The 21854-nt window shown below is 41.6% G+C and carries 28 protein-coding genes and 1 riboswitch; of the genes, 3 read left to right on the top strand and 25 right to left on the bottom strand.

Annotation, left to right across the window (positions count from 1 at the left end; translation table 11 throughout):
• Window positions 1-58 precede the first annotated feature (58 nt).
• The 10 genes from ccsB to BA1_RS12940 all read right to left on the bottom strand — a co-directional run bounded on the left by ccsB (window position 59) and on the right by BA1_RS12940 (window position 8707).
• Window positions 59-1237, bottom strand: coding sequence for a c-type cytochrome biogenesis protein CcsB (ccsB, locus tag BA1_RS12985; RefSeq protein WP_008359713.1), 1179 nt, complete (start codon window positions 1235-1237; stop codon window positions 59-61).
• Entirely contained in the window at window positions 1221-2900 is a 1680-nt protein-coding gene (gene resB / locus BA1_RS12980; RefSeq protein WP_008359711.1) for a cytochrome c biogenesis protein ResB, read from the bottom strand. The genes ccsB and resB overlap by 17 nt, the downstream gene beginning before the upstream one ends.
• Before the next feature lies 1 nt (window position 2901).
• Window positions 2902-3432, bottom strand: a complete 531-nt coding sequence (gene resA / locus BA1_RS12975) for a thiol-disulfide oxidoreductase ResA (protein ID WP_008359709.1) — start codon at window positions 3430-3432, stop codon at window positions 2902-2904.
• A 90-nt stretch (window positions 3433-3522) separates the two neighbouring features.
• The gene (rluB, locus tag BA1_RS12970; protein WP_008359707.1) at window positions 3523-4257 is read right to left on the bottom strand and encodes a 23S rRNA pseudouridine(2605) synthase RluB; all 735 of its coding nucleotides are present in this window, start codon (window positions 4255-4257) and stop codon (window positions 3523-3525) included.
• 135 nt (window positions 4258-4392) lie between these two features.
• The gene (locus BA1_RS12965; protein WP_008359705.1) at window positions 4393-4929 is read right to left on the bottom strand and encodes a spore maturation protein; all 537 of its coding nucleotides are present in this window, start codon (window positions 4927-4929) and stop codon (window positions 4393-4395) included.
• Between the two features lie 4 nt (window positions 4930-4933).
• Entirely contained in the window at window positions 4934-5521 is a 588-nt protein-coding gene (locus BA1_RS12960; protein WP_008359704.1) for a nucleoside recognition domain-containing protein, read from the bottom strand.
• The gene (locus BA1_RS12955) at window positions 5509-6660 is read right to left on the bottom strand and encodes a D-alanyl-D-alanine carboxypeptidase family protein (protein WP_008359702.1); all 1152 of its coding nucleotides are present in this window, start codon (window positions 6658-6660) and stop codon (window positions 5509-5511) included. The genes BA1_RS12960 and BA1_RS12955 overlap by 13 nt, the downstream gene beginning before the upstream one ends.
• 112 nt (window positions 6661-6772) lie before the next feature.
• Window positions 6773-7252 (bottom strand): YpuI family protein, encoded by a 480-nt coding sequence (locus BA1_RS12950; RefSeq protein ID WP_008359700.1) that lies wholly within the window; start codon window positions 7250-7252, stop codon window positions 6773-6775.
• A 113-nt stretch (window positions 7253-7365) separates the two neighbouring features.
• A complete protein-coding gene (gene scpB / locus BA1_RS12945; RefSeq protein WP_008359698.1) occupies window positions 7366-7959 on the bottom strand; it encodes an SMC-Scp complex subunit ScpB in 594 nt (197 codons plus the stop codon).
• Window positions 7949-8707: a segregation/condensation protein A gene (locus BA1_RS12940; RefSeq protein WP_008359696.1), complete on the bottom strand. Its 759-nt coding sequence runs from the start codon at window positions 8705-8707 to the stop codon at window positions 7949-7951. Before BA1_RS12940 ends, scpB begins: the two co-directional genes overlap by 11 nt.
• 209 nt (window positions 8708-8916) lie before the next feature.
• Between BA1_RS12940 and BA1_RS18770 the strand changes: the two genes are divergently transcribed.
• Window positions 8917-9009 (top strand): YjcZ family sporulation protein, encoded by a 93-nt coding sequence (locus tag BA1_RS18770; protein WP_008359694.1) that lies wholly within the window; start codon window positions 8917-8919, stop codon window positions 9007-9009.
• A gap of 88 nt (window positions 9010-9097) precedes the next feature.
• Window positions 9098-9622, top strand: coding sequence for a DUF309 domain-containing protein (locus BA1_RS12935; RefSeq protein ID WP_008359692.1), 525 nt, complete (start codon window positions 9098-9100; stop codon window positions 9620-9622).
• A 22-nt stretch (window positions 9623-9644) separates the two neighbouring features.
• On the opposite strand, the gene BA1_RS12930 is transcribed toward BA1_RS12935, so the two are convergent.
• The 7 genes from BA1_RS12930 to BA1_RS12900 all read right to left on the bottom strand — a co-directional run bounded on the left by BA1_RS12930 (window position 9645) and on the right by BA1_RS12900 (window position 14135).
• Window positions 9645-9998 carry a GNAT family N-acetyltransferase gene (locus tag BA1_RS12930; protein WP_008359690.1) on the bottom strand — a complete coding sequence of 118 codons (354 nt, stop codon included), beginning with the start codon at window positions 9996-9998 and terminating at the stop codon, window positions 9645-9647.
• A gap of 112 nt (window positions 9999-10110) precedes the next feature.
• Window positions 10111-10575: a 6,7-dimethyl-8-ribityllumazine synthase gene (ribH, locus tag BA1_RS12925; RefSeq protein ID WP_008359688.1), complete on the bottom strand. Its 465-nt coding sequence runs from the start codon at window positions 10573-10575 to the stop codon at window positions 10111-10113.
• 26 nt (window positions 10576-10601) lie between these two features.
• The gene (gene ribB / locus BA1_RS12920) at window positions 10602-11225 is read right to left on the bottom strand and encodes a 3,4-dihydroxy-2-butanone-4-phosphate synthase (RefSeq protein WP_008359686.1); all 624 of its coding nucleotides are present in this window, start codon (window positions 11223-11225) and stop codon (window positions 10602-10604) included.
• A gap of 11 nt (window positions 11226-11236) precedes the next feature.
• Complete coding sequence (ribE, locus tag BA1_RS12915; protein WP_008359684.1) at window positions 11237-11887, bottom strand: riboflavin synthase; 651 nt, start codon at window positions 11885-11887, stop codon at window positions 11237-11239.
• Between the two features lie 252 nt (window positions 11888-12139).
• A riboswitch (FMN riboswitch) is annotated at window positions 12140-12281 on the bottom strand.
• 115 nt (window positions 12282-12396) lie between these two features.
• Entirely contained in the window at window positions 12397-12741 is a 345-nt protein-coding gene (locus BA1_RS12910) for a hypothetical protein (RefSeq protein ID WP_008359682.1), read from the bottom strand.
• Window positions 12742-12990: 249 nt separating this feature from the next.
• Window positions 12991-13227 (bottom strand): DUF2164 domain-containing protein, encoded by a 237-nt coding sequence (locus tag BA1_RS12905; RefSeq protein WP_008359681.1) that lies wholly within the window; start codon window positions 13225-13227, stop codon window positions 12991-12993.
• A 470-nt stretch (window positions 13228-13697) separates the two neighbouring features.
• On the bottom strand, window positions 13698-14135 hold the full coding sequence (locus BA1_RS12900) for a peptidylprolyl isomerase (RefSeq protein WP_008359679.1): 438 nt from the start codon (window positions 14133-14135) through the stop codon (window positions 13698-13700).
• A gap of 294 nt (window positions 14136-14429) precedes the next feature.
• Between BA1_RS12900 and BA1_RS12895 the strand changes: the two genes are divergently transcribed.
• Complete coding sequence (locus tag BA1_RS12895; RefSeq protein ID WP_008359678.1) at window positions 14430-15314, top strand: DUF1002 domain-containing protein; 885 nt, start codon at window positions 14430-14432, stop codon at window positions 15312-15314.
• A 44-nt stretch (window positions 15315-15358) separates the two neighbouring features.
• Here BA1_RS12895 and lysA read toward each other — a convergent pair whose 3' ends face one another.
• The 8 genes from lysA to BA1_RS12855 form a co-directional block, all read right to left on the bottom strand.
• Window positions 15359-16684, bottom strand: coding sequence for a diaminopimelate decarboxylase (lysA, locus tag BA1_RS12890; RefSeq protein WP_008359675.1), 1326 nt, complete (start codon window positions 16682-16684; stop codon window positions 15359-15361).
• Between the two features lie 115 nt (window positions 16685-16799).
• A complete protein-coding gene (locus tag BA1_RS12885) occupies window positions 16800-18272 on the bottom strand; it encodes a spore germination protein (RefSeq protein ID WP_008359673.1) in 1473 nt (490 codons plus the stop codon).
• Window positions 18226-18834, bottom strand: coding sequence for a stage V sporulation protein SpoVABEA (gene spoVAEA, locus BA1_RS12880; RefSeq protein WP_008359670.1), 609 nt, complete (start codon window positions 18832-18834; stop codon window positions 18226-18228). Before spoVAEA ends, BA1_RS12885 begins: the two co-directional genes overlap by 47 nt.
• 6 nt (window positions 18835-18840) lie before the next feature.
• Complete coding sequence (gene spoVAE, locus BA1_RS12875) at window positions 18841-19191, bottom strand: stage V sporulation protein AE (protein ID WP_008359668.1); 351 nt, start codon at window positions 19189-19191, stop codon at window positions 18841-18843.
• A complete protein-coding gene (spoVAD, locus tag BA1_RS12870; RefSeq protein ID WP_008359666.1) occupies window positions 19191-20207 on the bottom strand; it encodes a stage V sporulation protein AD in 1017 nt (338 codons plus the stop codon). The genes spoVAE and spoVAD overlap by 1 nt, the downstream gene beginning before the upstream one ends.
• Window positions 20208-20219: 12 nt before the next feature.
• Window positions 20220-20672 carry a stage V sporulation protein AC gene (spoVAC, locus tag BA1_RS12865; protein WP_008359664.1) on the bottom strand — a complete coding sequence of 151 codons (453 nt, stop codon included), beginning with the start codon at window positions 20670-20672 and terminating at the stop codon, window positions 20220-20222.
• Window positions 20673-20692: 20 nt separating this feature from the next.
• A complete protein-coding gene (locus BA1_RS12860) occupies window positions 20693-21109 on the bottom strand; it encodes a stage V sporulation protein AB (protein ID WP_008359662.1) in 417 nt (138 codons plus the stop codon).
• Complete coding sequence (locus BA1_RS12855; protein WP_008359660.1) at window positions 21099-21719, bottom strand: stage V sporulation protein AA; 621 nt, start codon at window positions 21717-21719, stop codon at window positions 21099-21101. Before BA1_RS12855 ends, BA1_RS12860 begins: the two co-directional genes overlap by 11 nt.
• Window positions 21720-21854: the final 135 nt, after the last annotated feature.

Here is a 21854-nt window from a genome sequence, read left to right as displayed (position 1 = left end):
TTACATTCATTTTAACAAAAAGCCGAATCGAATCATAAAAGTTGGTCTTTTCTTGCGATTATGCGTAAGAATGAAGCCCTGCAATGACAAGATTGACAAAGATGAGATTAAACATAATAATGGCAAATCCGATCACGGCAAGCCAGGCGGACTTTTCACCGTGCCAGCCTCGTGATAACCGAAGATGGAGATAGGCTGCATAAAATAAAAATGTGATTAAAGCCCATACTTCCTTCGGGTCCCAGCCCCAAAATCTCGTCCATGCTAATTGCGCCCAGATCATCGCAAAAATAAGTCCGCCTAACGTAAATACAGGGAAACCAATGGAAACAGCCCTGTACCCAATTTCATCGACTAAATCGAGATTCACCTGTCTCACGAGCGGCTGAAGGAGAGCACTTAGTCTTTTTCGAATGATCAATCGTAGCAAGCCATAAATGATCAGCCCAACGCCAAATGACCATAATACTGTATTGACCTTTCTACCTGAAAAAACAGGTGGTAAATCAACGAAAGGCTCCAAACGATTTTGCGTCACAAGCTCCCCTTGATGAGGTCCTACTAAAGCTGGCAGCTCATAGACCATCACGCTTTCTTCTTTATTCTTATCTACCCAATTAAATTTCGCTTCATACCCTGTCATTCTAAAGATGGACGTGACCGCAATAAATGCAAGGGTGACCACAATCATAAACATGACAAGCTCTAAACCAAATGTCTTCTTGCCCGGTTTTGTTTGATCGACATGCTTCAAAAGAAAAATGACGCCTGCCACAAAACTGATCGCTAAAATGGCTTGACCAAGCGCCGCTGTCGTCACGTGAATATATAGCCAGTTGCTTTGAAGTGAAGGAATCAGCGGTGAAATATCTGATGGAAACATGCTTGCATACGCAATAATCAATAAAGCGATTGGAAGTGTGAATAAACCAAGTACAGACACTTGATAGACAAAATATAAAATGATAAACGCGAGCACCAGCATCATGCCAAAGGCCGTGGTGAACTCAAATAAGTTACTGACTGGCGCGTGACCAGACGCGATCCACCTTGAAATAAAATAGCCAAATTGGCTCAAAAAACCGATGATGGTGAGCGTAATGCCAATAAGTGCCGCCTTGTTTTTGCGCGGTCCATCCTCTTTCTTTTTTCCCTTAATGGCCCCTCCAAAAAAAGGAACTGCCGCTAAATAAAATAGAAAAGCTGCAAATAACAGGTTTTCACTGACTGCCGCCATCTAATCCTTCCCCCTTGCTTTTGCTGATACTTGTTGTATCAGGCAGTTCTTTTTGATCCACTGGCTGTTTGATGCCGCTGCCACTTAGTAACACGTTAAGATCAGACTTTAAGCCGAACCAGTTTTTGTTTGTGTGTCCTGCCACAAATACTTTTCCATCCTTTGCCGACAGCCAGATTCTTCTATGCTGCCAGTACATCCCTTGCACGACACCAATCATGAAGATGATTCCGCCAACAATGAGTACCCCAAGTGTTAAGTCTTTTCTCACCGTTAAACCCGTAACGTTTTTCGTTTCAACCCGGTCAAACTTCATCTTATAAAGATTGTTATCTGAACCCTCTACTGTCTCTTGAATCGCGACAAAGCTTTTTTCACCTTTTGGTTTTTCAGGAGAAATCATTTCAAACACGAAAGCAGGGTTATTTGGATTCCTTGTTTTCGTACTCGGCGTGCCATCTTCGTCCAAATAAAAATCAGGCAAATAACTCATCACCTTGACTTTGTAACCGCTACCAAGATCATATTCTGACTTAGGCTCCAGCAGATTAATCTTCACAGTTCCAAAAGATTTCTCAGTATCTTTTCGAATCAGCTGAAAGACCATTTGATCGAGTTCATTTTGTTTAAAATCCACTTGATATAATGAGAAATTGTCAAACTTAAGCGGTTCATTCACTTTAATGTCGTGCTCTGTTACCTGCTTCAGTTTGGGCTTTTCGCCAAAAACAACTTCCCCTTCACGTTTGTATAAGGTGGCATCGGTTTTATAACTTTTGACGACTTGACCGTCACCAGCTTTTTCAATCGCGTTTTCAAACACTTCTTTTTCTTTTTCAGATTCATAGCGATCAATGGAAAACGCATTATTCTTTAAGAAATATTGACCTCCCGTGCCTGGGATTGGTGCCGTTTCGCCTTCTCTTACCCACAATGTTTCATCCACGTACATTCCCGGGACAAAACGGAGCATTGATCCAATGAGAAATATAATTAATCCGATATGATTGACGTAAGGTCCCCAGCGGGAAAAGCGGCCTTTTTCAGCTAAAATATGTCCATCTTCTTCTCGCACGCGGTAACGCTTTTGTTTCATCTTACGAACGATGCCTTCATATGTATGCTGATCTAATGTTTTGTCTGTTTCGCTGAAAAGTCGCTGCCTTCTCATGAAGCCTTCTTTTTTGACAACCCCTTGGTTTTTAAGCGCCCGATAAAGTGGAATCACTCGGTCGAGACTGCAAATGACAAGGGAAATTCCAATAGATGCTATAAGGGCTAAGAACCACCAAGAACTATAAAGATCATGAAATCCAAGTATGTAGTATAACTTGCCAAACGATCCGTATTGCTCCTCATAATAAGTGGAAGCCGATGCACCTGGAGGAATAAATCGCTCCTGCGGAAAAATCGTTCCTAGCGAAGAAGCTAATAGTGTGATGACAATGAGCCACACACCCACTTTGACGGAAGAAAAAAAGTTCCATACTTTATCAACAATCGATTTGTTGTATGTTTGCGAGCGTCTCGCACTGCCGTCATATCTCATATCCAGCAGCTTTGATGAATTTTTCTCTTTTGCTGCAATGGGATTGCCGCATGATTCACATAGAACAGTACCAATTGGATTAATATGTCCACACTCGCACTTTACTTCTTTCATTCTATGACCCCTTTGGTTTAATCAAATTCATATATTCATAGACATTACGTTCTGTCATCGTTCCCTTTATGACTTTGATTACCTTGCCTTCAGGATTAATTAAAAATGTGGTTGGCAGCGGCGTAATATCATATGCCTCTGTCACTTGACGATCTTTGTCCATGGCAACAGGAAAATTCACGCCATAAGCATCCATAAAATTCTTCACCGCAATATTGGATTCCCCCACATTTACGGCAACAATTTCGACACCGCGATCCTTGAACACTTGATACTGATTCGCCATATAAGGAAATTCTTGCTTACATGGACCGCACCATGTCCCCCAAAAATTTAGAAAGACACCTTTTCCTTTTAAGTCCTTTAATTCAATCCGTTCCCCATCTACAGATTGAAGGACAAAATTAGGTGCAATAGATCCTTCTTTCACTCGATCCGGTTTGGCAAATACTGAATTATACATGGTATAACAGAGTGCAGCAAGCATCACGAGGAGAATGCCCGTCCGTATGAAAAATCGTCTTTTCTTCATCTGAAGTACCCCTTCCCCATAGACATTCAGGTAAATTATAGCATTCTCCTTCTTTTGATGCTTCTTCATTTTTTGAAGTTTATGTGAAAATTAAAAAGCGCTTTTCCCATGATCTGCAATCGCTCTTAGACGCTTTACTTCATGCGGAGACAATTCTCTGCGTTCGCCTGGTCTCATGCCTTCAATATGAAGGAAAGCATATCGCTCTCTTTTTAGCTTTAAAACATCGTGGCCGATGGCTTCAAACATGCGGCGTACCTGTCTGTTTCTGCCTTCATGTATGGTTAATTGCACAATACATGTTTGCTTTCGTTTATCAATCGACAGCATTTTGGCACGAGCAGGTGCTGTTTTTTTATGGTCTAACATGATTCCTTTTTCTAGCTTTCTAAGCAATTCCTTTGAAGGGATGCCTTTTAGTTTCGCTGCATACGTTTTATCAATTTCATACTTCGGATGCATGAGCTTATGGGCAAATTCGCCGTCATTTGTAATCAAAATTAAACCGCTCGTATCATAATCTAATCGGCCGATCGGATAAAGGCGCTGCGGGACATCATCAAAGAAGTCTGTGACGACTTTGCGCCCTTTATCATCCTCGGCAGCAGAAATGACGCCGCGCGGTTTATAAAGCATAAAGTACACTGGTTCTTCTCTTTCAAGCTTTAATCCATTGACTTCAATTTTATCTGAAGAGCCCACTTTTACTCCGAGCTCTGTCACTGTTTGACCATTAACGGTAACTCGTCCTTCTTTAATCAATTCTTCAGCCTTTCGTCTTGAAGCGACGCCGGCATGTGCAATTACTTTCTGTAAACGTTCCATTTGTCTTTCACCTCATGTACTATCTTACTTGCTTGACTTGAAACAAACAAGCATTCGTGGAAAAATAAGCGTTTCATCTGTCTAATTTCAGCAAAAAAGCTGTTTTCCATCCCTTAAAAATAAAAAAGCGCCTCATTAGGCGCCGCTAAATAACAAACTGACAATAATAATAGATGCAATGACACCAATGAGATCGGCTAACAGACCGACTTTCAGCGCATCTCCCATTTTTTTAATACCGACTGCTCCAAAATAGACCGTTAAAATGTAAAGCGTGGTGTCCGTTGACCCTTGCATGACGGCTGCAAGCTTTCCTATAAAAGAATCTGGACCATATGTTGCAATTAAGTCTGATGTCATGCCGAGTGCGGCTGTACCTGATATAGGGCGAATAAATGCAAGCGGCACCACTTCGGTAGGAACACCGATTGCTGTAAACACAGGCTTTAATAACGCCATCACAAAATCAAGCGCACCTGACGCACGGAATATCGTAATGGCCACAAGCATGCCGACTAAATATGGAATGATTGAAAAGGCAATTTGAATGCCTTCTTTCCCGCCTTCTACAAAGGTTTCGTAGGTTGGGACCTTTCTGATGGTTCCTGCAATCAAAATTCCTGCGATGATTAGTGGAATCAAAGCAAGTGACAGCCAGTTAATAAATGCCACAAGATCACCCCCGCCTGCTTCTGCGATAGTGGAAATAGCGATCAATAATTATCGCACCGATGCCTGAAATGAGTGTCGCTAAAATGGTCGGTCCTACAATATCTGTTGGCTGATCCGCGCCATAGGTCATGCGAATGGCAATAACGGTCGTTGGCACAAGTGTAATAGAGGATGTGTTGACTGCTAAAAATGTAATCATAGAGCGGCTCGCCTCATTTTTTCCGCCATTTAATGTTTTCATCTCCTCCATCGCCTTAATCCCAATTGGTGTGGCGGCATTGCCAAGGCCAAAGAAATTCGCCATGAGATTGGACAGAATATACCCCATAGCCGGATGATTCGCAGGAATGTCAGGAAATAGCTTTGAAATAAAGGGGCGGCACAATTTACTAAAGAATTGTAACAGACCTGCTTCTTCTGCAATCTTCATCAATCCGAGCCAGAAAACAAGGACACTGATCAGCCCGATTGAAATGGTGACCGCTTCTTTTGAACCCTTAAAAATAGCTTCATTCACTTCCTGCATCGTTCCGTTAAACATCGCATAGACAAGACCGATGACCGTAAGGAATACCCAAATCAGATTGACCATGAAGAGCCGCCTAGCGATGTCTGAAAGACAGACTTAAACATGTCTTGAAAGCTTTTTTGAGGCATTCGGTTGCGTTTATTTTCATAAAAAATCGGGACTTGCTCAATCACCTGACCATCCAGTAAAAACGTCATTTTCCCTACTATATCTGGGATAGCTTCTGCGTTTTTCTCCCATTTCTTTTTCGGCGTGAGCATTTCCGTTTCGATTTCCACTAGTTGTTTCTCATCTTCATTTAGAAAATAGTCCACATCCCGCTTAATAAACGCTTTTTTTTCGTAAAAGGTTCCTTTTAACGAAGCGAGCCTGCCTTTTTCAGCAAGCACATACGTTTTATAGTGATCAAATGCATACTCGAACATAGAGATATGATCTTTCCAGTCATCCGGCGCATTAATCGTCACAGCAATCAGCGCAGCATCCCCTTTTGCAGCTGTGGAGACAAGCGTACGTTTTGCAAGCTTTGTATAGCCCGTTTTCCCGCCAGTCGAATATTGGTATAAACCAGTGAGCAGCTTGTTTTTGTTTTTCCAATAGCCTTCCATTGTTTTTGCTTTATAAAAAGTGGTCCCGGCAATCTTTTGATATTGTTTATGCTCCATGGCGTATTTTGTTAAAATGGCCATATCATAGGCTGATGAATAATGGTTTTTATGATCATCGAGTCCATGCGGATTTTGAAAATTTGTATTTTCCATTCCTAGTTCAGATGCCTTTTGGTTCATCATAAAAATAAAGCCCTCTAAGCTGCCGCCAACATGTTCTGCAATCGCAACAGCTGCATCATTCCCAGAACGCAGCATGAGCCCGTACGTCAGGTCTTCTAAGCTCACCTTCTGCCCTTCCTTTAAATAAATTGATGAGCCTTCCGCTTGAATCGCCCGTTTTGATACTGTGACGGTGTCCTTCATTTTTCCTGATTCAATGGCTAATACAGCCGTCATAATTTTTGTAATACTGGCGATTCTTCTTTTTTCATGCTCGTCCTTTCCAAATAGGACTCTGCCAGACTGTCCATCTATTAAAATGGCGCTTTTTGCACTCACCGATAAGGATAGGTCTGCTTGAGCATGTGAAGAAAAAGGCAGTAACAGTGTGAATAGAAGAAGGACTGCTGTTCCAATTTTTAAATAGGGCATGTTCATTCACGTCCTTGTCCGTTTTGTACAAGTGTATGCGCGGTTGAAAAAGTTATGATGCCTCGTCCATAAAAAAAGCACCTCTAACGATAGAGGCGCATTTCATTCTTGCTTATACCATTTTCATTTGCTGATGAGATGTCGTATATTCCAGCTCTTCTCTCATCCATAAAAAGTCTTTTTCTAATGTAGAAAATAGTTGTTTGACATCAGCCGATACTTCATGGTGAAAAACAATACTGCTTTTCCCTGTATAGGCCGAACGGCTGTCTTCATACCATGTATCCTTTTTTGGTGTAAAGAATTCTTCAATGCATTGATGATAAATGCGGTGAAGCATCTGCTGTGCGGCTTGCTGCGGGAATGTCTGCTGCTGCCGGATTTTCCTGCAAACTTCGGCTGCATCCTCGCTATAGACTGCAAGCTTCCGTAATGTACTCAATATGTCACAATAATAGGCTTCCGCTTCCGGGTTTAATCGTTTCAAGCTTGATAAGGTAGCTTCGTTCAGGTAGTCATTCACTTCAGTTGCAACCTTTGATAAAAAAACACCTGCTTGATCAATTTGAGCCTTTACATTCATATGTGCCATTTGTTTCGTGTTTACCTTCCCCTCATGGCTTTGTCACCATTTTATCTTTCAACCAAAGATTTTAGACCTAAAATCTTTTTTATATTTTATCATACATTTTTCCTTATTTTGAACTATTTTATCTCTTCAAATGTTTGATTGAAGTTTTCAAAAAAGAGATCAGCCTCTTCTTGTACCCCATCTGCTTCAACATTTTCTGGAAGCGGCGGTAATTCATCTAAGGCCTTTAAGCCAAATTGCTCTAAAAAGGTCGGCGTTGTCCCATACAGGATCGCTCGTCCCGGACCGTCGGCACGTCCAACTTCACAAAGTAGTGCTTTGGCAACTAAACTATGAAGCACCCGTTCTGATTTAACACCTCTGATTTCCTCGACCTCACTGCGTGTGATCGGCTGTTTATAAGAGACGATAGCGAGCACCTCAAGTGCTGCCTGTGACAAACCTTTTGATGGTGTCTCGACTAATTTTTTCAAATAAATGCTGTATTCTTTTTTCGTCAGCAGCATATATGAATCTGCATATTCAATGAGCTCAATCCCTCGTTCTTGTTTTTGATATTCTTCTTTTACGGCAGACATAATGTCAAGAAGCGCCGCCTCATCTACTTCAAGAACGGACATGAGCTGTTTTCTTGTTAAGCCTTCATCACCTGCTGCATAAAGCAGCGCTTCTAAGATGGCTTTCCAATTCACGATATCAAGCGTCATGAATCGTTTCACTCCCTATGATATAAATGTCTTCAAAGTTCCCTTCCTGCTCTAACATGATTTGATGGCTTTTCATCAATTCAAGAACAGCAAGAAACGTTACGACAAGGTGTTCCTTTTGATCATGTTGAAATAGAGTCATGAAATTGGTCCGCTTTTTTGTTTTTCTTAAATGGTTCATAATCTCATTCATTTTGTCTTCAATCGGGATTTCTTGTCTTGTAATCTTTGATGGTGCTGGTTTTGTTATCTTTTTTCGATTTAATACCTTTTGGAACGCACCTAACATATCATACACCGTTACATGTAAGTTTGTGTCCTTCGCTTCTGCTTCTTTTACAAATTCACTTAAATCGCTCGGTGGTTTTGTGAAGGCGTTTTGCCGTTCTTCTTCGCGTTCTTTAAGTTCCTGCGCTGCATTTTTATACTTGCGGTATTCAATCAATTTACCAATCAGTTCTTCACGAGGGTCTTCTTCCTCTTCAATCAAGTCTTCATCAAACAGCTCTTCCTCTTGTTTTGGAAGAAGCATTCTGCTTTTAATACTCAGGAGGGTTGCAGCCATCACCAAATATTCACTTGCAATATCAAGCTCAAGCTCCCTCATCGTGTGGACATATAATAAATACTGCTCCGTAATTTTAGCGACGGGAATATCATAAATATCAATTTCCAAACGGTTGATTAAATGTAAAAGCAAGTCCAAAGGACCCTCAAACGAATCTATTTTCACCTGATATTCCAGCATTCTTTTCTCACCATTTCTACTTCTTCTAAGTACCGTTTTCACCGGCTACCCTTTAGTATAAGACACGATAAAGCTCTCGTCCAATATAATTTCGGCCATGATGCAGCCGGTAAAATAAGAAAAACAGTGGATTCGCCCATACCAATGAGGGCTTTTATACATAGAATACCATTGTAATCAGAACTGATGAAAAAGGAGGCCGTATCATTATGGGAGATGGTTATTATTTCGGCGGAGGATTTGCGCTTATTGTTGTGCTGTTCATCTTGCTGATCATCGTTGGCGCGGCTTGGGTTTATTAAAGAAACAGAGCGTCCTTTCATAAAGGGGCGCTCTTTCTTCTTTTCTTTTCCGTGTGTTAGACTGATAGTGGAAAAGGAGATGACCGCTGTGTATCCTGAAGCGTACGTGGCTTTTTTACATGAATTTCACACGACAAGAGATTATTTTGAGTGTCATGAAATTCTTGAGGAATATTGGAAGGAAGACCCCCCTCATCAGCGCAAAGCGTACTGGGTTGGGTTCATTCAGCTTGCTGTCGCTTTGTATCACCAAAGACGGGGAAATGGCAAAGGAGCGAAACGACTGATTTCAAACAGCCTTCATCTGTTAGAAGCTGACCGAAACGTACTAACCGATTTAGGGCTTGATGAAGAGGCGTTTATGATGCTTCTGAGAACACTGAAAAAGAAAATGGATGAAGACATGCCTTATGAGAGTGTCATGCTGCCAATCAAAGATCAAGCGCTCCTTTCTTTATGCCAAGACATGGCCGAAAAAGAAGGCTTAACCTTTGGACAGGAAAGCAACTTATCACATACATTTTTAATTGAAAAGCATAGACTGCGTGACCGAACTGACGTATTGCTTGAACGTGAAAAACAAATTGAACGCAAAAAAAGCAGAGGCATGTAACCTCTGCTTTCACGTGTGATATTTAGTTTGTTTCGTTCTGACACTTATGAAAGAAGCCTTGTGTTAATTCATTTGGAATGAGTGTTTTCGTTTTGAATACCTCTTCCACGGCTAATACCATTTCCTTGCCGATTCCTTGGTCCCTATGGGATGGGTTGACACTAATATGCTCGATTTGTACTTGGTCGTCTGTTTTCAACACACCAATAGCACCTACGATATCCTCGCCATCTTTCCAAAGGAACAGCTGCCGATCTTCATCCATTTCATATGACTTCATCGTCTGCTGAAGCTGTTTGACGTCTTTCTCACCCGGCATAAAGGACAGGAGTCCCATGGCAATTTTTTCAAAAGACCTCTTGTAACGAATTAACATATATACCCCTCAATATTAAAATTATCCTTTTTTCCAGCAAATGTCTGATGAATCACTTGCTATCACACATTATAAACACTTTCGTGCTATTTTTAAACTCTTTTTCATCAAATTAACGAAACGTTCGATTTAGATTGGCCATTTCAATTGCAGCTGCAGCTGATTCACTGCCTTTATTACCAGCCTTTGTACCAGCTCTTTCAATGGCTTGTTCAATGGATTCTGTTGTGAGTACACCGAAGATAATCGGTACGCCTGTTGAGATGGCACTTTGAGCAATCCCTTTTGCCGCTTCATTACAAACATAATCATAATGTGTGGTTGCGCCTCGAATGACGGTTCCAAGTGTAATGACTGCATCATATTTTTTTGTTTCTGCTAGTTTTTTGGCCATATACGGAATTTCAAAAGCACCCGGCACCCACACGACATCGATATCGTCGCCGTTTGCTCCGTGTCTAAGCAATGTATCTTCTGCCCCATCTAACAGCTTGCTTGTAATAAAATCATTAAATCTTGCGACGACGATTCCAAATTTTAATCCTTCTGCTACTACATGGCCTTGTATTGTATTCATATGTTCATCATCCTTTTTTGTGATTTTTATTTTGTTTCCATTGTCGTTGTTTGATTATTTATATGTGCCTGCAATGCTTCAATCGTCAGCATCTTTAACTCATGTTCTTTTTGAATTTTTTTCAGTTCGGGCACGCGTGCCATCGTTCCATCTGCATTCATAATTTCACATATAACACCTGCAGGGACTGACCCCGCAAGTTTAGCAAGATCAACGGCCGCCTCTGTATGGCCTGGTCTTTCTAGTACGCCGCCCTCTTTTGCAATAAGCGGAAAAACATGACCAGGGCGGGCAAAATCTTCTGGTTTTGACTCTTTATTTAACATGGCCAAAATGGTCGTTGAGCGCTCAAACGCACTAATACCCGTTGTCGTTGACGTATGGTCGATACTCACCGTAAACGCTGTATGGTGTGCATCCGTGTTTTGTTCTACCATTGGATGCAGATTCAGATGCTTGGCTATCGACTCATGAACAGGCGTACAAATAAGGCCTCTCCCATATAAAGCCATGAAGTTAATGACTTCCGGCGTGGCGTGTTCAGCAAGTGCCACAAAGTCTCCTTCATTTTCTCTATCTTCATCATCCACTACGATAATGATTTCTCCTTGCTTGAGGGCATTTACCGCCTCATCAACTGAATGATACATACAATCGCCTCCTAGAATCCGTGCTCTTTTAAAAATGATGGGGTCAATCGGGATGGCTGCTTTTCGTCTTGTTCTTTTGTTAAAAAGCGATAAATATATTTTCCGATCATGTCACACTCTATATTCACAACATCACCCATAGATTTAGTCGGGAAAATGGTTCCTTCAAGCGTATGTGGAATGATAGAAACTGTAACGCGTGCATCTCGCAAATCGAAAATGGTCAAACTGACGCCATCTATTGCGATCGATCCCTTTTTCGTGAGCATATCTGTGAGGGTCTTGTCCATTTCCAAATCATAGTAAATGGCATTGCTCTTTTTTTCAATCCGGGTAATTAAAGCCGTTCCATCAACATGGCCAGATACAAAATGACCGCCGAATCGTCCATTTGAGGACATGGCCCGCTCTAAATTCACTGGACTGCCTGATGCCAGCTGATAAAGCGATGTTGCTTTGACCGTTTCAGGCATCACATCTGCCGCAAACTGATCTTTTGTAAAACTTGTGACTGTGAGACATACGCCATTGATGGCGATGCTGTCTCCAAGATGAACATCTTCTAGCACACGGCTACACTTGATGACGATTTCCATGGCATCAGCTGACTTTTTGTTTAATGACTGGACTGTACCAACTTCTTCAATAATCCCCGTAAACATGTGATCCTCCCTTTCTCTTTCGATTGTATTTCTCACTTTATGAAAAAGCGATATTAGGGACATGTGATCGATTGAGCACCTTCGTCGCTTTTTATGGTCCATACAAGGTAGATGAGGGATCACCTAATAAACACTGCATGCTATCACTTCATTTACATACAGAAAGCCCCGGAAATATTCCGGGGCTGTGGTTTTTTTGCATTAGAAATAAAACTATGATCAACACTTGTTTTTTGTTCATACATAGCTTTCGTTATCCTTCTCCCATCCAGACTTTCACTGTCGGCTTCAGCTTTTCACTGAATCAACCGTTAATAAATTAACGGGTCACGGGCTGTAAAGCAACTGCTTTATTACCGTCGGTCGGGATTTTCACCCTGCCCCGAAGGATACAATCGATATTTAGCTGTCCTTAGGGGCTATTATAGCGATCCTTGTTGACAAATGCAACAATCAAGATTTCATGATCTGTTTCATAAAAAAAGCCTCCTTATAGGAAAGGAGACATGTTAGTTTACGACTTTTACTACTTTTATAAGACCATCTATTCTTTTTTCATTACTAAAGTACGCTTTAATACGATCGCCTTTTTTCAGATCAGCTACATCATCTTCAAATTTCTTTCCATTAAAAATGATTTTCGTTCCGTTTTTCGCTTTACCGTAGTATTCGTCTCCATCAATTTTTGTAATGGTATATTCATAGATGGTGTAGTCTTTATCATTGTTCGTTAAGCTTTCACCAATGGCTGTTGGCACATCTTCAAATTTCATGCCATTCATGTATAAATAACCTGCGCCTAAACAAAGCAGTAAAACAAATAAGATCGCAATTTTTAATTTGATTTTCCCCATAGTTAGAACCTCCATCATCTGCACTTCGCCTATTTGTATGTTTTATTCCTTCTTTTGTTGAAATAAAACCAAAAAAGCTGATTTCATTAATGGTTACTTATATAACGATTCAGATGGCCCTTTGGTTTCCACCTTTTAATCATTACATATGATACGAATATGCGTTCTTTATTAAGGGGGTGTTCGTTGAATTTCTCCTGATAAGGACAGTAAACCACATAGATACTAAAGAAAATAGAAACTTTTCACCTAAACTCTTTTTTCAAGAGCAAACAAGTCTTCTTCTAAGGCCTGTGCACGTTGAACAGCTATATCTCGACTATCGCGCACCCCCTGATTATAGTAGTAGCTTCCAAGGTGATGAGTGATAAAAGCCAATACTTCTCCCGCTGCCACTTCTCCAATAACCTCTTCTCTCTCATTTGCAAAGAAACGTTGTATTTCATCCATCATTTGCCTTTTTTCTTCCGTTGTCAATGATTTCATCTCATCCACCAGCTTTCTTTTTTTCTTGTACGATTACCAGGCTTCTTTTTACGAATATATGTTCCATTATATCATAAATGACAGCTTTTTTCGTCATAAAAAAACACCGCAAATGCGGTGTTTCAGATTGTTGACAAAGGGCTAAAATGAACTTTATTTTAGCCCTTTGTCTTCTTTTCAGCGTGATAGAAAACCTTTGCAGTCTAGGAAGGACGAGTACCGGCACGGAGCGAATTTGACATTCGTGAGGGTTTGTCTACACGCTGAACTAGCGAATAGCTAGGTTTTTTTGTTATAACTGCTTTATTTGATCATCAGAAAGAGTCACTAGCTACCCTCTTATCCGAAAATCCTGATAATGGGCTAACTCGGTGAGCAGTACCGGCACGCAGGACTGACACCGAATGCGAGGGTTTGTCTACACGCTGAAACACCGCAAATGCGGTGTTTCATACGTTGTTTTCCCATTATTATGCGTCGACAACTTCGACTTTTTCCATGCCTTGACCTTGTTCCATATCAAGAACAGCCTCAATACCTGATGTCACCTTGCCAAAAACAGTGTGAACACCGTTTAGGTGCGGCTGCGGGTCATGTACGATAAAGAATTGGCTGCCGCCAGTGTCTTTACCAGCGTGTGCCATTGATAATGAACCTCTTTCATGTTGATGAGGATTTCCTTCTGTTTCACATTTAATGGTGTAACCAGGACCCCCAGTTCCATTACCGTTTGGATCGCCGCCTTGGCTGACGAAGCCAGGGATTACGCGGTGGAATTTCAATCCATCGTAGAAGCCCTCATTGGCTAATTTTTCAAAGTTTGCTACTGTACCTGGAGCAGCCTCTGGGTAAAGTTCAAACTCAATTTTCTTTCCATTTGTTAATTGTATGTATCCTTTTTTCGCCATTTTTCACATTCTCCTTTCAGGTTAAACAACGCTCATTATAGCACATTTTTAATGATGTGAAACATCCCCTGCTCTTTGAATGTTATTTACCTCCCATCACATCATTGATAAAATAGAAGAGCCTGATTCTTTTCTCCTAAGTACATGAAGTCAGACTGATTAAAACGTCTTCAAAAGAAAATTGAAACGTCAGGCTGATTTGTTACGTCTATATGTTGGAGTACGCTTCACGCATGTACTCAAAAGATGAGTTTCTCTCAAAAGAGGAACGCTTTCGACTTGAAGGAGGTCAACATGTTTAAAAAAACAATGCTTGGTATGATGGCAGCACTCCTTTTGCTAATAGGTGCGCCAAAAGTCAGCTTAGCGGATGCAGCTGTCGGCGATGTCATCGTCACACTCGGGCAAGACTTAACTGCGGCTGATCGCCAGAAGGTGCTTGACGAGTTGAATCCACCTGAAAATGCGACAAAAATTGAAGTGACCAATAAAGAAGAGCACGAATATTTAGGAAAGTATATCCCTAGTTCTCAAATCGGGAGTCGAGCATTATCATCTTCATCCATCACGATTGAAAAATCAGGATCTGGTCTGACTGTGGATACTCATAACATTAAGACCATTACAGATGAGATGTATTTAAATGCTTTAATGACAGCAGGTGTGAAAGATGCAAAAGTTGTCGTGACGGCTCCGTTTGAAGTCTCTGGTACAGCAGCTCTTACAGGGCTATTAAAAGCCTATGAAGTGTCAAGCGATAAAGCCATTCCAGAGGATGTGAAACAGGTTGCAAACGAAGAGCTTGTGACAACCTCTAAATTAGGTGACTCTATCGGTAAGGACAATGCTTCGGCCCTGATTGCAAAAATCAAAGATGACATTGCGAAAAATGGTGTTCCTAAAACAACAAAAGAAGTAGAAGAAAAAGTAGATCAAGCCGCTTCGGATTTGAACTTAAATCTGACGCAAGAACAAAAGGATCAGCTTGTCTCTCTCTTCGATAAAATGAAAAATATCAATATCGATTGGAAACAGGTCGGATCTCAAATTGATAAAGCAAAAGACAAGATTACGAAATTCATAGAATCAGATGAAGGGAAAAACCTTCTACAGAAGATTTGGGATTTCTTTATCTCCATTTGGAACGCGATCGTGTCTGTATTCACTGGTGGAAAATAAATGTTATAAAAAGAAAGCTGCCTATTGATCAGGCAGCTTTCTTTTTAAGTAGATGATTTCACTTTTGATTGATAAGGCAGATCTAATTTGACAATGTCCTCATATGTCTCACGCTCCACCACAAGCTGCGCTTCCCCATCTTCTACAAACACAACAGCCGGGCGCGGGATGCGGTTATAGTTGTTTGACATACTGTAGCCGTATGCTCCTGTACAAAAGACCGCTAGTAAATCTCCTTGTGACAACTCTGGCAAGTCGATATCCCAAATAAGCATATCTCCGCTCTCACAGCATTTTCCTGCAATCGAAACTTTTTGGTCGTGCGTTTGGCTCATTTTGTTGGCACTCGCCGCTTCATATTTTGCTTGATATAGAGCTGGACGAATGTTGTCACTCATCCCGCCGTCAATCGCTACATAATCACGAATGCCAGGTACATGTTTTGATGAGCCGATCGTATAAAGTGTTGTCCCTGCATCTCCAACAAGAGAGCGGCCTGGCTCAATCCAAATCTCCGGCATTTCGAACTCATAGCGGGATACATTATCTTTCACGGCTTGAATGATTTTCTCCACGTATTCTGTCGCAGGCAGTGGTTCGTCATCTGCTGTATAACGGATTCCAAAGCCGCCGCCTAAGTTTAACACTGTGGAAATAAAGCCAAATGATTCTCTCCATTCATCTAGCTTCATAAAAATTTTATCTGCTGCAAGGACAAATCCAGCCGTATCAAAGATTTGTGAACCAATATGGCAATGGACACCTAAAAGCTCGATCACTTCTGAATCAAGCACTTGTTTCACCGCTTCGTCTGCTTGTCCATTATGAAGATCAAAGCCGAATTTTGAATCTTCTTGACCTGTTGTAATGTAATCATGCGTATGTGCTTCAACACCCGGCGTGATGCGGAGCAATACGTTCACCTTTTTCGACAGCTCTTGACCTAGCTGTTCAATGAGTTTGATTTCATAGAAATTATCAACGACAATACAGCCAATCCCATACTCTAATGCCATTTTTAATTCTTCTCTGCTTTTGTTGTTGCCATGGAAATGAATTTTTTCTACTGGAAATCCAGCGCAAATAGCTGTATGCAGCTCCCCGCCTGAAACGACATCAAGTGATAATCCTTCTTCTTTGGCAAGCTGAAACATCGCAATAGAAGAGAATGCCTTACTCGCATATGCCACCTGGGCCTTTAATTCTTCTTCAATAAATGCTTTTTGAAAGCTTTTCGCGCGCTCCCGTATTAAAGCTACATCATATACATAAAGTGGCGTCCCATACGTTTCAGCTAAAGAAACGGCATCCACACCACCTATTTCTAAATGTCCGAGTTCATTTTGTCTGCAAGTGCCGTGTAAATACAATGTCATTCCCTCTTTCTCCGCCTCGGCTGAAAAAAGACAGCTGCGTGAGCTGCCTTTTGCCGTTTCTCAAAGTTAAAAATACAATATCACAATCTTCAGCCACTTTCAACGAGCGTTAAGAATTTGGCGGAATTTTTGATCTGTTTTGAGGGTGAACGATGCTTGGCCTTACTTTTGAGCCAGGAACAGACGTCCGAATGAGCACTTGCCACAAAGCCTTTCCATTAAAAGGAATGAACGGCCACATATAAGGCGTCTGCAAGGACCGAATAGAGGTTAAATAAATGACTAACAACGTAAAACCAATGATGAGTCCATTCAGCTTAAATATCGCTACTAATGCTAATATGATCAGTCGGATGATTTTATTAGCGACGCTAAGCTCATAGCTCGGAGTGGTGAATGTGCCGATGGCTGCTAGTGAGACGTATAAAATGACCTCTGGTGTAAATAAACCAACATCAATCGCAATTTGTCCAATTAAAACGGCTGCGATCAAGCCCATGGCCGTCGACAATGCGGTTGGCGTATGTATCGCTGCCATTCGTAAAAATTCGACCCCAAAATCAGCAAGGAACACTTGGAGAATAACAGGAATATGAGAGGGTTTGTTAAATCCTATATAGCTTAGATTGTCTGGTAACAAATTCGGCTCTAGGATAAAAAGAAACCAAATCGGCAAAAGAAAAGTAGAACACAAGATGCCTAAAAAACGCACCCATCTTAAAAATGTCCCAACTGCTGGTGCTTGGCGGTATTCTTCTGCATGTTGAACGTGATGAAAAATAGTGGTCGGCGTAATGATGACACTAGGGGATGTATCGGTAATAATGATGACATGCCCTTCTAATATATGGTTAGCGGCAACATCTGGACGCTCGGTATATCGGACAAGCGGAAAGGGATTGTATCCTTGTTTTATGATAAATTCTTCAATCGTTTTATCAGACATCGTCAGTCCATCAACTTTGATACTGGATACTTCTTTTTCAATAATATCAACAAGATCTGGGTCCGCAATGTCTTCAATGTAACAAACACAAACGTCTGCTTTTGAACGTTCGCCTACTTTAAGCATTTTGTAGCGCAATTTTTCATCCCGCACTCTTCTTCGAATAAGTGCTGTATTCACAATAATGTTTTCAACAAACCCGTCTCTTGCACCTCTGACAACCTTTTCTGTATCCGGCTCCTCTGGCATTCTGCCAGGATAGCTCCTGACGTCAATGATGAACGCGTAATTTTCGCCTTCTACAACAACTGCCACAAGCCCCGACAGCACTTGATCCACAGCTTCATCCAGCGTTTCAACTTTGGAGACTTGCTGATTGACGAGGCGGTTCTCTACCACACGTGCAAGATCATCTGATTCAGGTTCGTTGTCATTGATTTCGATCAGTTCTTTTAATAAATAGATGACATATTGTGTATCACATAACCCATTTACATAGTAAAGCTGGATTTCTTGATCATGTACATAAATTTTCCGAACGCCAAGGTCAAAGCTGAGACCCATTCCGACATTGTCTTTGAAGAAATCTTCATTTTTCTTCGGATCTCGGAACACATGTACCTTGTCTTTCTTCATAGAAACCGCTCCTTTCTAAAATTAATTCAACTGCTTTCATAGTGATTGGAGACCCTTTGCTTATATCATCTTTCCGTCCCATCTTGCCAATATCTCCAATGCCCACAACAAACGGAAGGTGAAGTGAATCGAGACAATACACTGTATCTCCGCTCATTTTATGTGGTTCCATTTCTGGAAGTCCGTGTTTATCAACGCCGTATTCTGTCAGTTCACCTTCTCGGTCAATGGAAACATGTACCTTTGTCCATTCGGCTTGATGGGTTTTAGATGCCACTGCAATTGCGCCAATGACTTCAATTTCAGGGTGACCTGCTACATGTTTCATCGCCGTCTCCCCCGTCCCTTCACCAGTTAAACCAGAATCATCAAACATGACAAACACTGGATCATATGGCGTCTTTAAAATCATTTGGACCAGTTCTGGTCCTGTCCGTTTGCTCGGATTCCCTTTTGAGCTGGAAATACATCTTCCGCCAACCTTTTTTGTGACAAGCTCAATCGTTTTGGCAGCATATATATCTCCGTCTGTCACTAAAATGACTTTGCGTCTTTGCCCCATATTAGGTTATCCTTTCGGTTTAAAGATCAGTGCGATAATAAATGAGAATAAAATCGCAGCTGATATTCCAGCAGAGGTTAATTCAAAAATACCAATCCCGATGCCAATAAAGCCGTGTTCATCGGCTTGGTGCATCGCCCCATGAAGCAAGCTGTGACCAAAGCTCACGATAGGCACGGTAGCACCCGCACCTGCAAATTCAATAAATTTATCATAAATACCGAACCCGTCTAAAATGGTTCCAGCCACAACAAAAGTGGTCATAACATGTGCAGGCGTGAGTTTAAGTACATCTAGTAAAAGCTGGCCGATGACGCAAATAAGCCCGCCTGCAACAAAAGCGATAAGATAATCCATTAGCTCTCTCCTCCTGCACGCTCAAATACAACTCCGTGCGCAATGGTTGGAATGGTCTCTTTTTGCTGGACCATCATTGGGCTGAGAAGCGCACCGGTTGCTACAACCAATACTCTTTGCAAATTCCCTGCTTTCATTTCTTGAAAGATGTGACTGAATGTCACAACAGCTGAACAAGCACAGCCGCTGCCTCCAGCGAAAACATTTTGATCAGGTGTATAAATAATTAAGCCGCAATCATCGTGCTTTCGGCCGAGCTGAATGCCGTCTTCTTTAAGGAGATCCTTTAAGATCGGTGAGCCAATGCCGGATAGATCACCTGTTAAAATAAGATCGTAATCATCAACCGTTCTCCCTAAATCTTCTAAGTGCTGTTTAATGGTGTCTGCTGCCGCTGGCGCCATGGCTGATCCCATGTCAAATGGATCTGTAATTCCAAGGTCCATGACCCGTCCGATGGTTGCACTTGTGATTTGAATTTGAGAGGGCTCTTGGCTGATAATCACTGCCCCGCTCCCAGTCACTGTACTTGTCGCAGTATCCGGTTTTTGTCCGCCGTATTCTGTCGGATTACGAAATTGACGTTCTGCTGTCGCATTATGGCTACTTGTCGCAGCAATCGCTCTTTTTGCAAAACCGCCGTCTACTAATGCTGAGGCAATCGCAACTGATTCCATTGATGTGGAGCAAGCCCCAAATAAACAAAGGAACGGGATTTTAAGCTCTCTAGCCACATAGTTTGCTGTGACATTTTGGTTCAGTAAATCTCCTGCCAGCAAAAGATCAATCTCACTTTTTTGCAGATTCGCTTTTGATAAAGCTGTTGATATGGCATCATCCATAAGCTGTCTTTCAGCCATTTCCCAGTTCTTTTGATAACAGTGCATTTCATCGTATGTTTTATCAATGAGATGACCGATCGGGCCTTCCTTTTCTTTCGGTCCTGCAGCTGTTCCTTCTGCATTAACATAAAGCTTGTGTTCAAATACCCAAGATTGTTTACCTGTTAGTTTCACGTTTCATTCCTCCTACGAAAACATCTTTTCCAAGACGTATCGAATGATTCCTACGACATATGCCGAGACGACACCAAACACAATGACGTTTCCAGCAAGCTTAAACATGTTCGTGGCCACACCTAACACAAGCCCTTCACTTTTATGCTCAAGAGCCGCACTTGTCATACTGTTTGCAAACCCTGTCACAGGGACAGCAGACCCCGCTCCAGCAAACTGACCAATTTTATCGTAAATACCGATACCAGTTAAAATAGAAGACATTAAAATGAGGGTCGCCACCGTTGGATTCCCCGCTGTCTTCTCATTAAAATCGAAAAAGGTAATATAGAAATTTTGCAATCCCTCGCCTATGGCACAGATCAATCCGCCAACAAGAAAAGCCTTTATGCAGTTGAGTACATAAGGGGGTTTGGGCTGATACGTTTTCACCTTAGATGGATAATTCTCTTTTAAACTTGACACAAGTCGTTCCCTCCACATTTTTAAATATAAATAAGCCAATGAAATAATGAGCCAAACACCTTTCCTAAGACGATGGCCATGAGCAGCAGCACAATTTTCCCGTCCATTCCAATTCTTTTCGTTAAGATAGGAAGTACATTTAACACTTCAGTGAGTGCGGCGGCGAGCATGCCAACGAAGATGCCTGATAAAAGGCCAATCGGGAGCACCAGCCATTTGGATAAATGCACATGCATTTGACTTAAGGTGGCCCATCCGCCAACGACCGCTCCACTGATGACAGCCGCCTCGTACCCTTGAATGAAACGCTGCGTTTTCGTTAATTGCATTAACCGTGGGATAATGCCAAGCACTGTGAGAAATGCCACAAATCCTGCCCCTACCGTTAACCCGCCGCCAAGCCCTACGAGCATAACAAACAACCAATTACCGATCATGGATATCTTTTAATGTTTCTTTATTTTCGTTGAGTGCAACATAATGATCGAGGTCGAGCTGGTATTTGAACATTTCCACTTCGAGCGGACTTGGTTCTTCATTTAAACGCTTTTTAAAGACATGATTGAAAAATAAAATCATCCCAAAACCGAGTCCAAAACTATATGGAATTTGCAATAAATACGGATGCTCCACTGTTTTTCCTGTGATCATTTCATATAGGCGGATATGAACAAGTCGCATACTGACATCCTCGTGGAAATTCATGATGGCAAGGGCCGCTCCAACAAATAATAGGAGCCATACAAACACAAATAATACGGGTGAGAGCTGGCGTTTGCCTGTATCAATTTCAACAATGGCCTCCGAGCCTCCGACGGTTTGAATGTCAATGTCTGGCCACGTTTTTTTGATCGTTTTGACCACATGCATGATATCTAAAACCACGATGTGACGATCCTTTTTGCTGACGTGATACATCGGCATTTTCCTGAGCTTTTGAACAGTCCGCTCATCACCAGTGATTTGGGCGATATCTGCTAAATAAATGAGCTGATCATTACCGGTCTTGATCCGATGGCGCAGCCGAATAAAGATTTGTCCGTCCATCCAAGTCACTTCCTATACGATGGGTTAAAAATAGTATGTGGTGAAAAATGGTTCTCATACTGAAAGAACTTCATTTACCGGTAATTACCACACAAAAAAAGGGCACTGACCCCATAAAGTGAGACAAATAAAAAC

The organism is Bacillus xiamenensis (assembly GCF_000300535.1).
Classification (GTDB): Bacteria; Bacillota; Bacilli; order Bacillales; family Bacillaceae; genus Bacillus; species Bacillus xiamenensis.
Note: the sequence above shows the minus strand (reverse complement) of the source record. Positions and strands in the feature narration are given on the sequence as shown.

Bases quoted from the DNA above. Each gene is read 5' to 3' on its own strand.
- spoVAEA (WP_008359670.1), bottom strand. From the start codon at position 18,834: ATGGGGCAAAGACGCAAAGTCATTTTAGTGACAGACGGAGATATATAT.
- BA1_RS12940 (WP_008359696.1), bottom strand. From the start codon at position 8,707: ATGCTGGAATATCAGGTGAAAATAGATTCGTTTGAGGGTCCTTTGGAC.
- BA1_RS12910 (WP_008359682.1), bottom strand. From the start codon at position 12,741: ATGGGGAAAATCAAATTAAAAATTGCGATCTTATTTGTTTTACTGCTT.
- BA1_RS12950 (WP_008359700.1), bottom strand. From the start codon at position 7,252: ATGGCACATATGAATGTAAAGGCTCAAATTGATCAAGCAGGTGTTTTT.
- BA1_RS12930 (WP_008359690.1), bottom strand. From the start codon at position 9,998: ATGTTAATTCGTTACAAGAGGTCTTTTGAAAAAATTGCCATGGGACTC.
- rluB (WP_008359707.1), bottom strand. From the start codon at position 4,257: ATGGAACGTTTACAGAAAGTAATTGCACATGCCGGCGTCGCTTCAAGA.
- scpB (WP_008359698.1), bottom strand. From the start codon at position 7,959: ATGACGCTTGATATCGTGAATTGGAAAGCCATCTTAGAAGCGCTGCTT.
- ribB (WP_008359686.1), bottom strand. From the start codon at position 11,225: ATGTATCATTCAGTTGATGAGGCGGTAAATGCCCTCAAGCAAGGAGAA.
- ribE (WP_008359684.1), bottom strand. From the start codon at position 11,887: ATGTTTACGGGGATTATTGAAGAAGTTGGTACAGTCCAGTCATTAAAC.
- spoVAE (WP_008359668.1), bottom strand. From the start codon at position 19,191: ATGGATTATCTTATCGCTTTTGTTGCAGGCGGGCTTATTTGCGTCATC.
- resB (WP_008359711.1), bottom strand. From the start codon at position 2,900: ATGAAAGAAGTAAAGTGCGAGTGTGGACATATTAATCCAATTGGTACT.
- BA1_RS12895 (WP_008359678.1), top strand. From the start codon at position 14,430: ATGTTTAAAAAAACAATGCTTGGTATGATGGCAGCACTCCTTTTGCTA.
- ccsB (WP_008359713.1), bottom strand. From the start codon at position 1,237: ATGGCGGCAGTCAGTGAAAACCTGTTATTTGCAGCTTTTCTATTTTAT.
- BA1_RS18770 (WP_008359694.1), top strand. From the start codon at position 8,917: ATGGGAGATGGTTATTATTTCGGCGGAGGATTTGCGCTTATTGTTGTG.
- BA1_RS12860 (WP_008359662.1), bottom strand. From the start codon at position 21,109: ATGATCGGTAATTGGTTGTTTGTTATGCTCGTAGGGCTTGGCGGCGGG.
- ribH (WP_008359688.1), bottom strand. From the start codon at position 10,575: ATGAATACAATACAAGGCCATGTAGTAGCAGAAGGATTAAAATTTGGA.
- BA1_RS12905 (WP_008359681.1), bottom strand. From the start codon at position 13,227: ATGAAATCATTGACAACGGAAGAAAAAAGGCAAATGATGGATGAAATA.
- resA (WP_008359709.1), bottom strand. From the start codon at position 3,432: ATGAAGAAAAGACGATTTTTCATACGGACGGGCATTCTCCTCGTGATG.
- BA1_RS12885 (WP_008359673.1), bottom strand. From the start codon at position 18,272: ATGAAGAAAGACAAGGTACATGTGTTCCGAGATCCGAAGAAAAATGAA.
- BA1_RS12855 (WP_008359660.1), bottom strand. From the start codon at position 21,719: ATGGACGGACAAATCTTTATTCGGCTGCGCCATCGGATCAAGACCGGT.
- BA1_RS12955 (WP_008359702.1), bottom strand. From the start codon at position 6,660: ATGCCCTATTTAAAAATTGGAACAGCAGTCCTTCTTCTATTCACACTG.
- BA1_RS12900 (WP_008359679.1), bottom strand. From the start codon at position 14,135: ATGGCGAAAAAAGGATACATACAATTAACAAATGGAAAGAAAATTGAG.
- BA1_RS12960 (WP_008359704.1), bottom strand. From the start codon at position 5,521: ATGGTCAATCTGATTTGGGTATTCCTTACGGTCATCGGTCTTGTCTAT.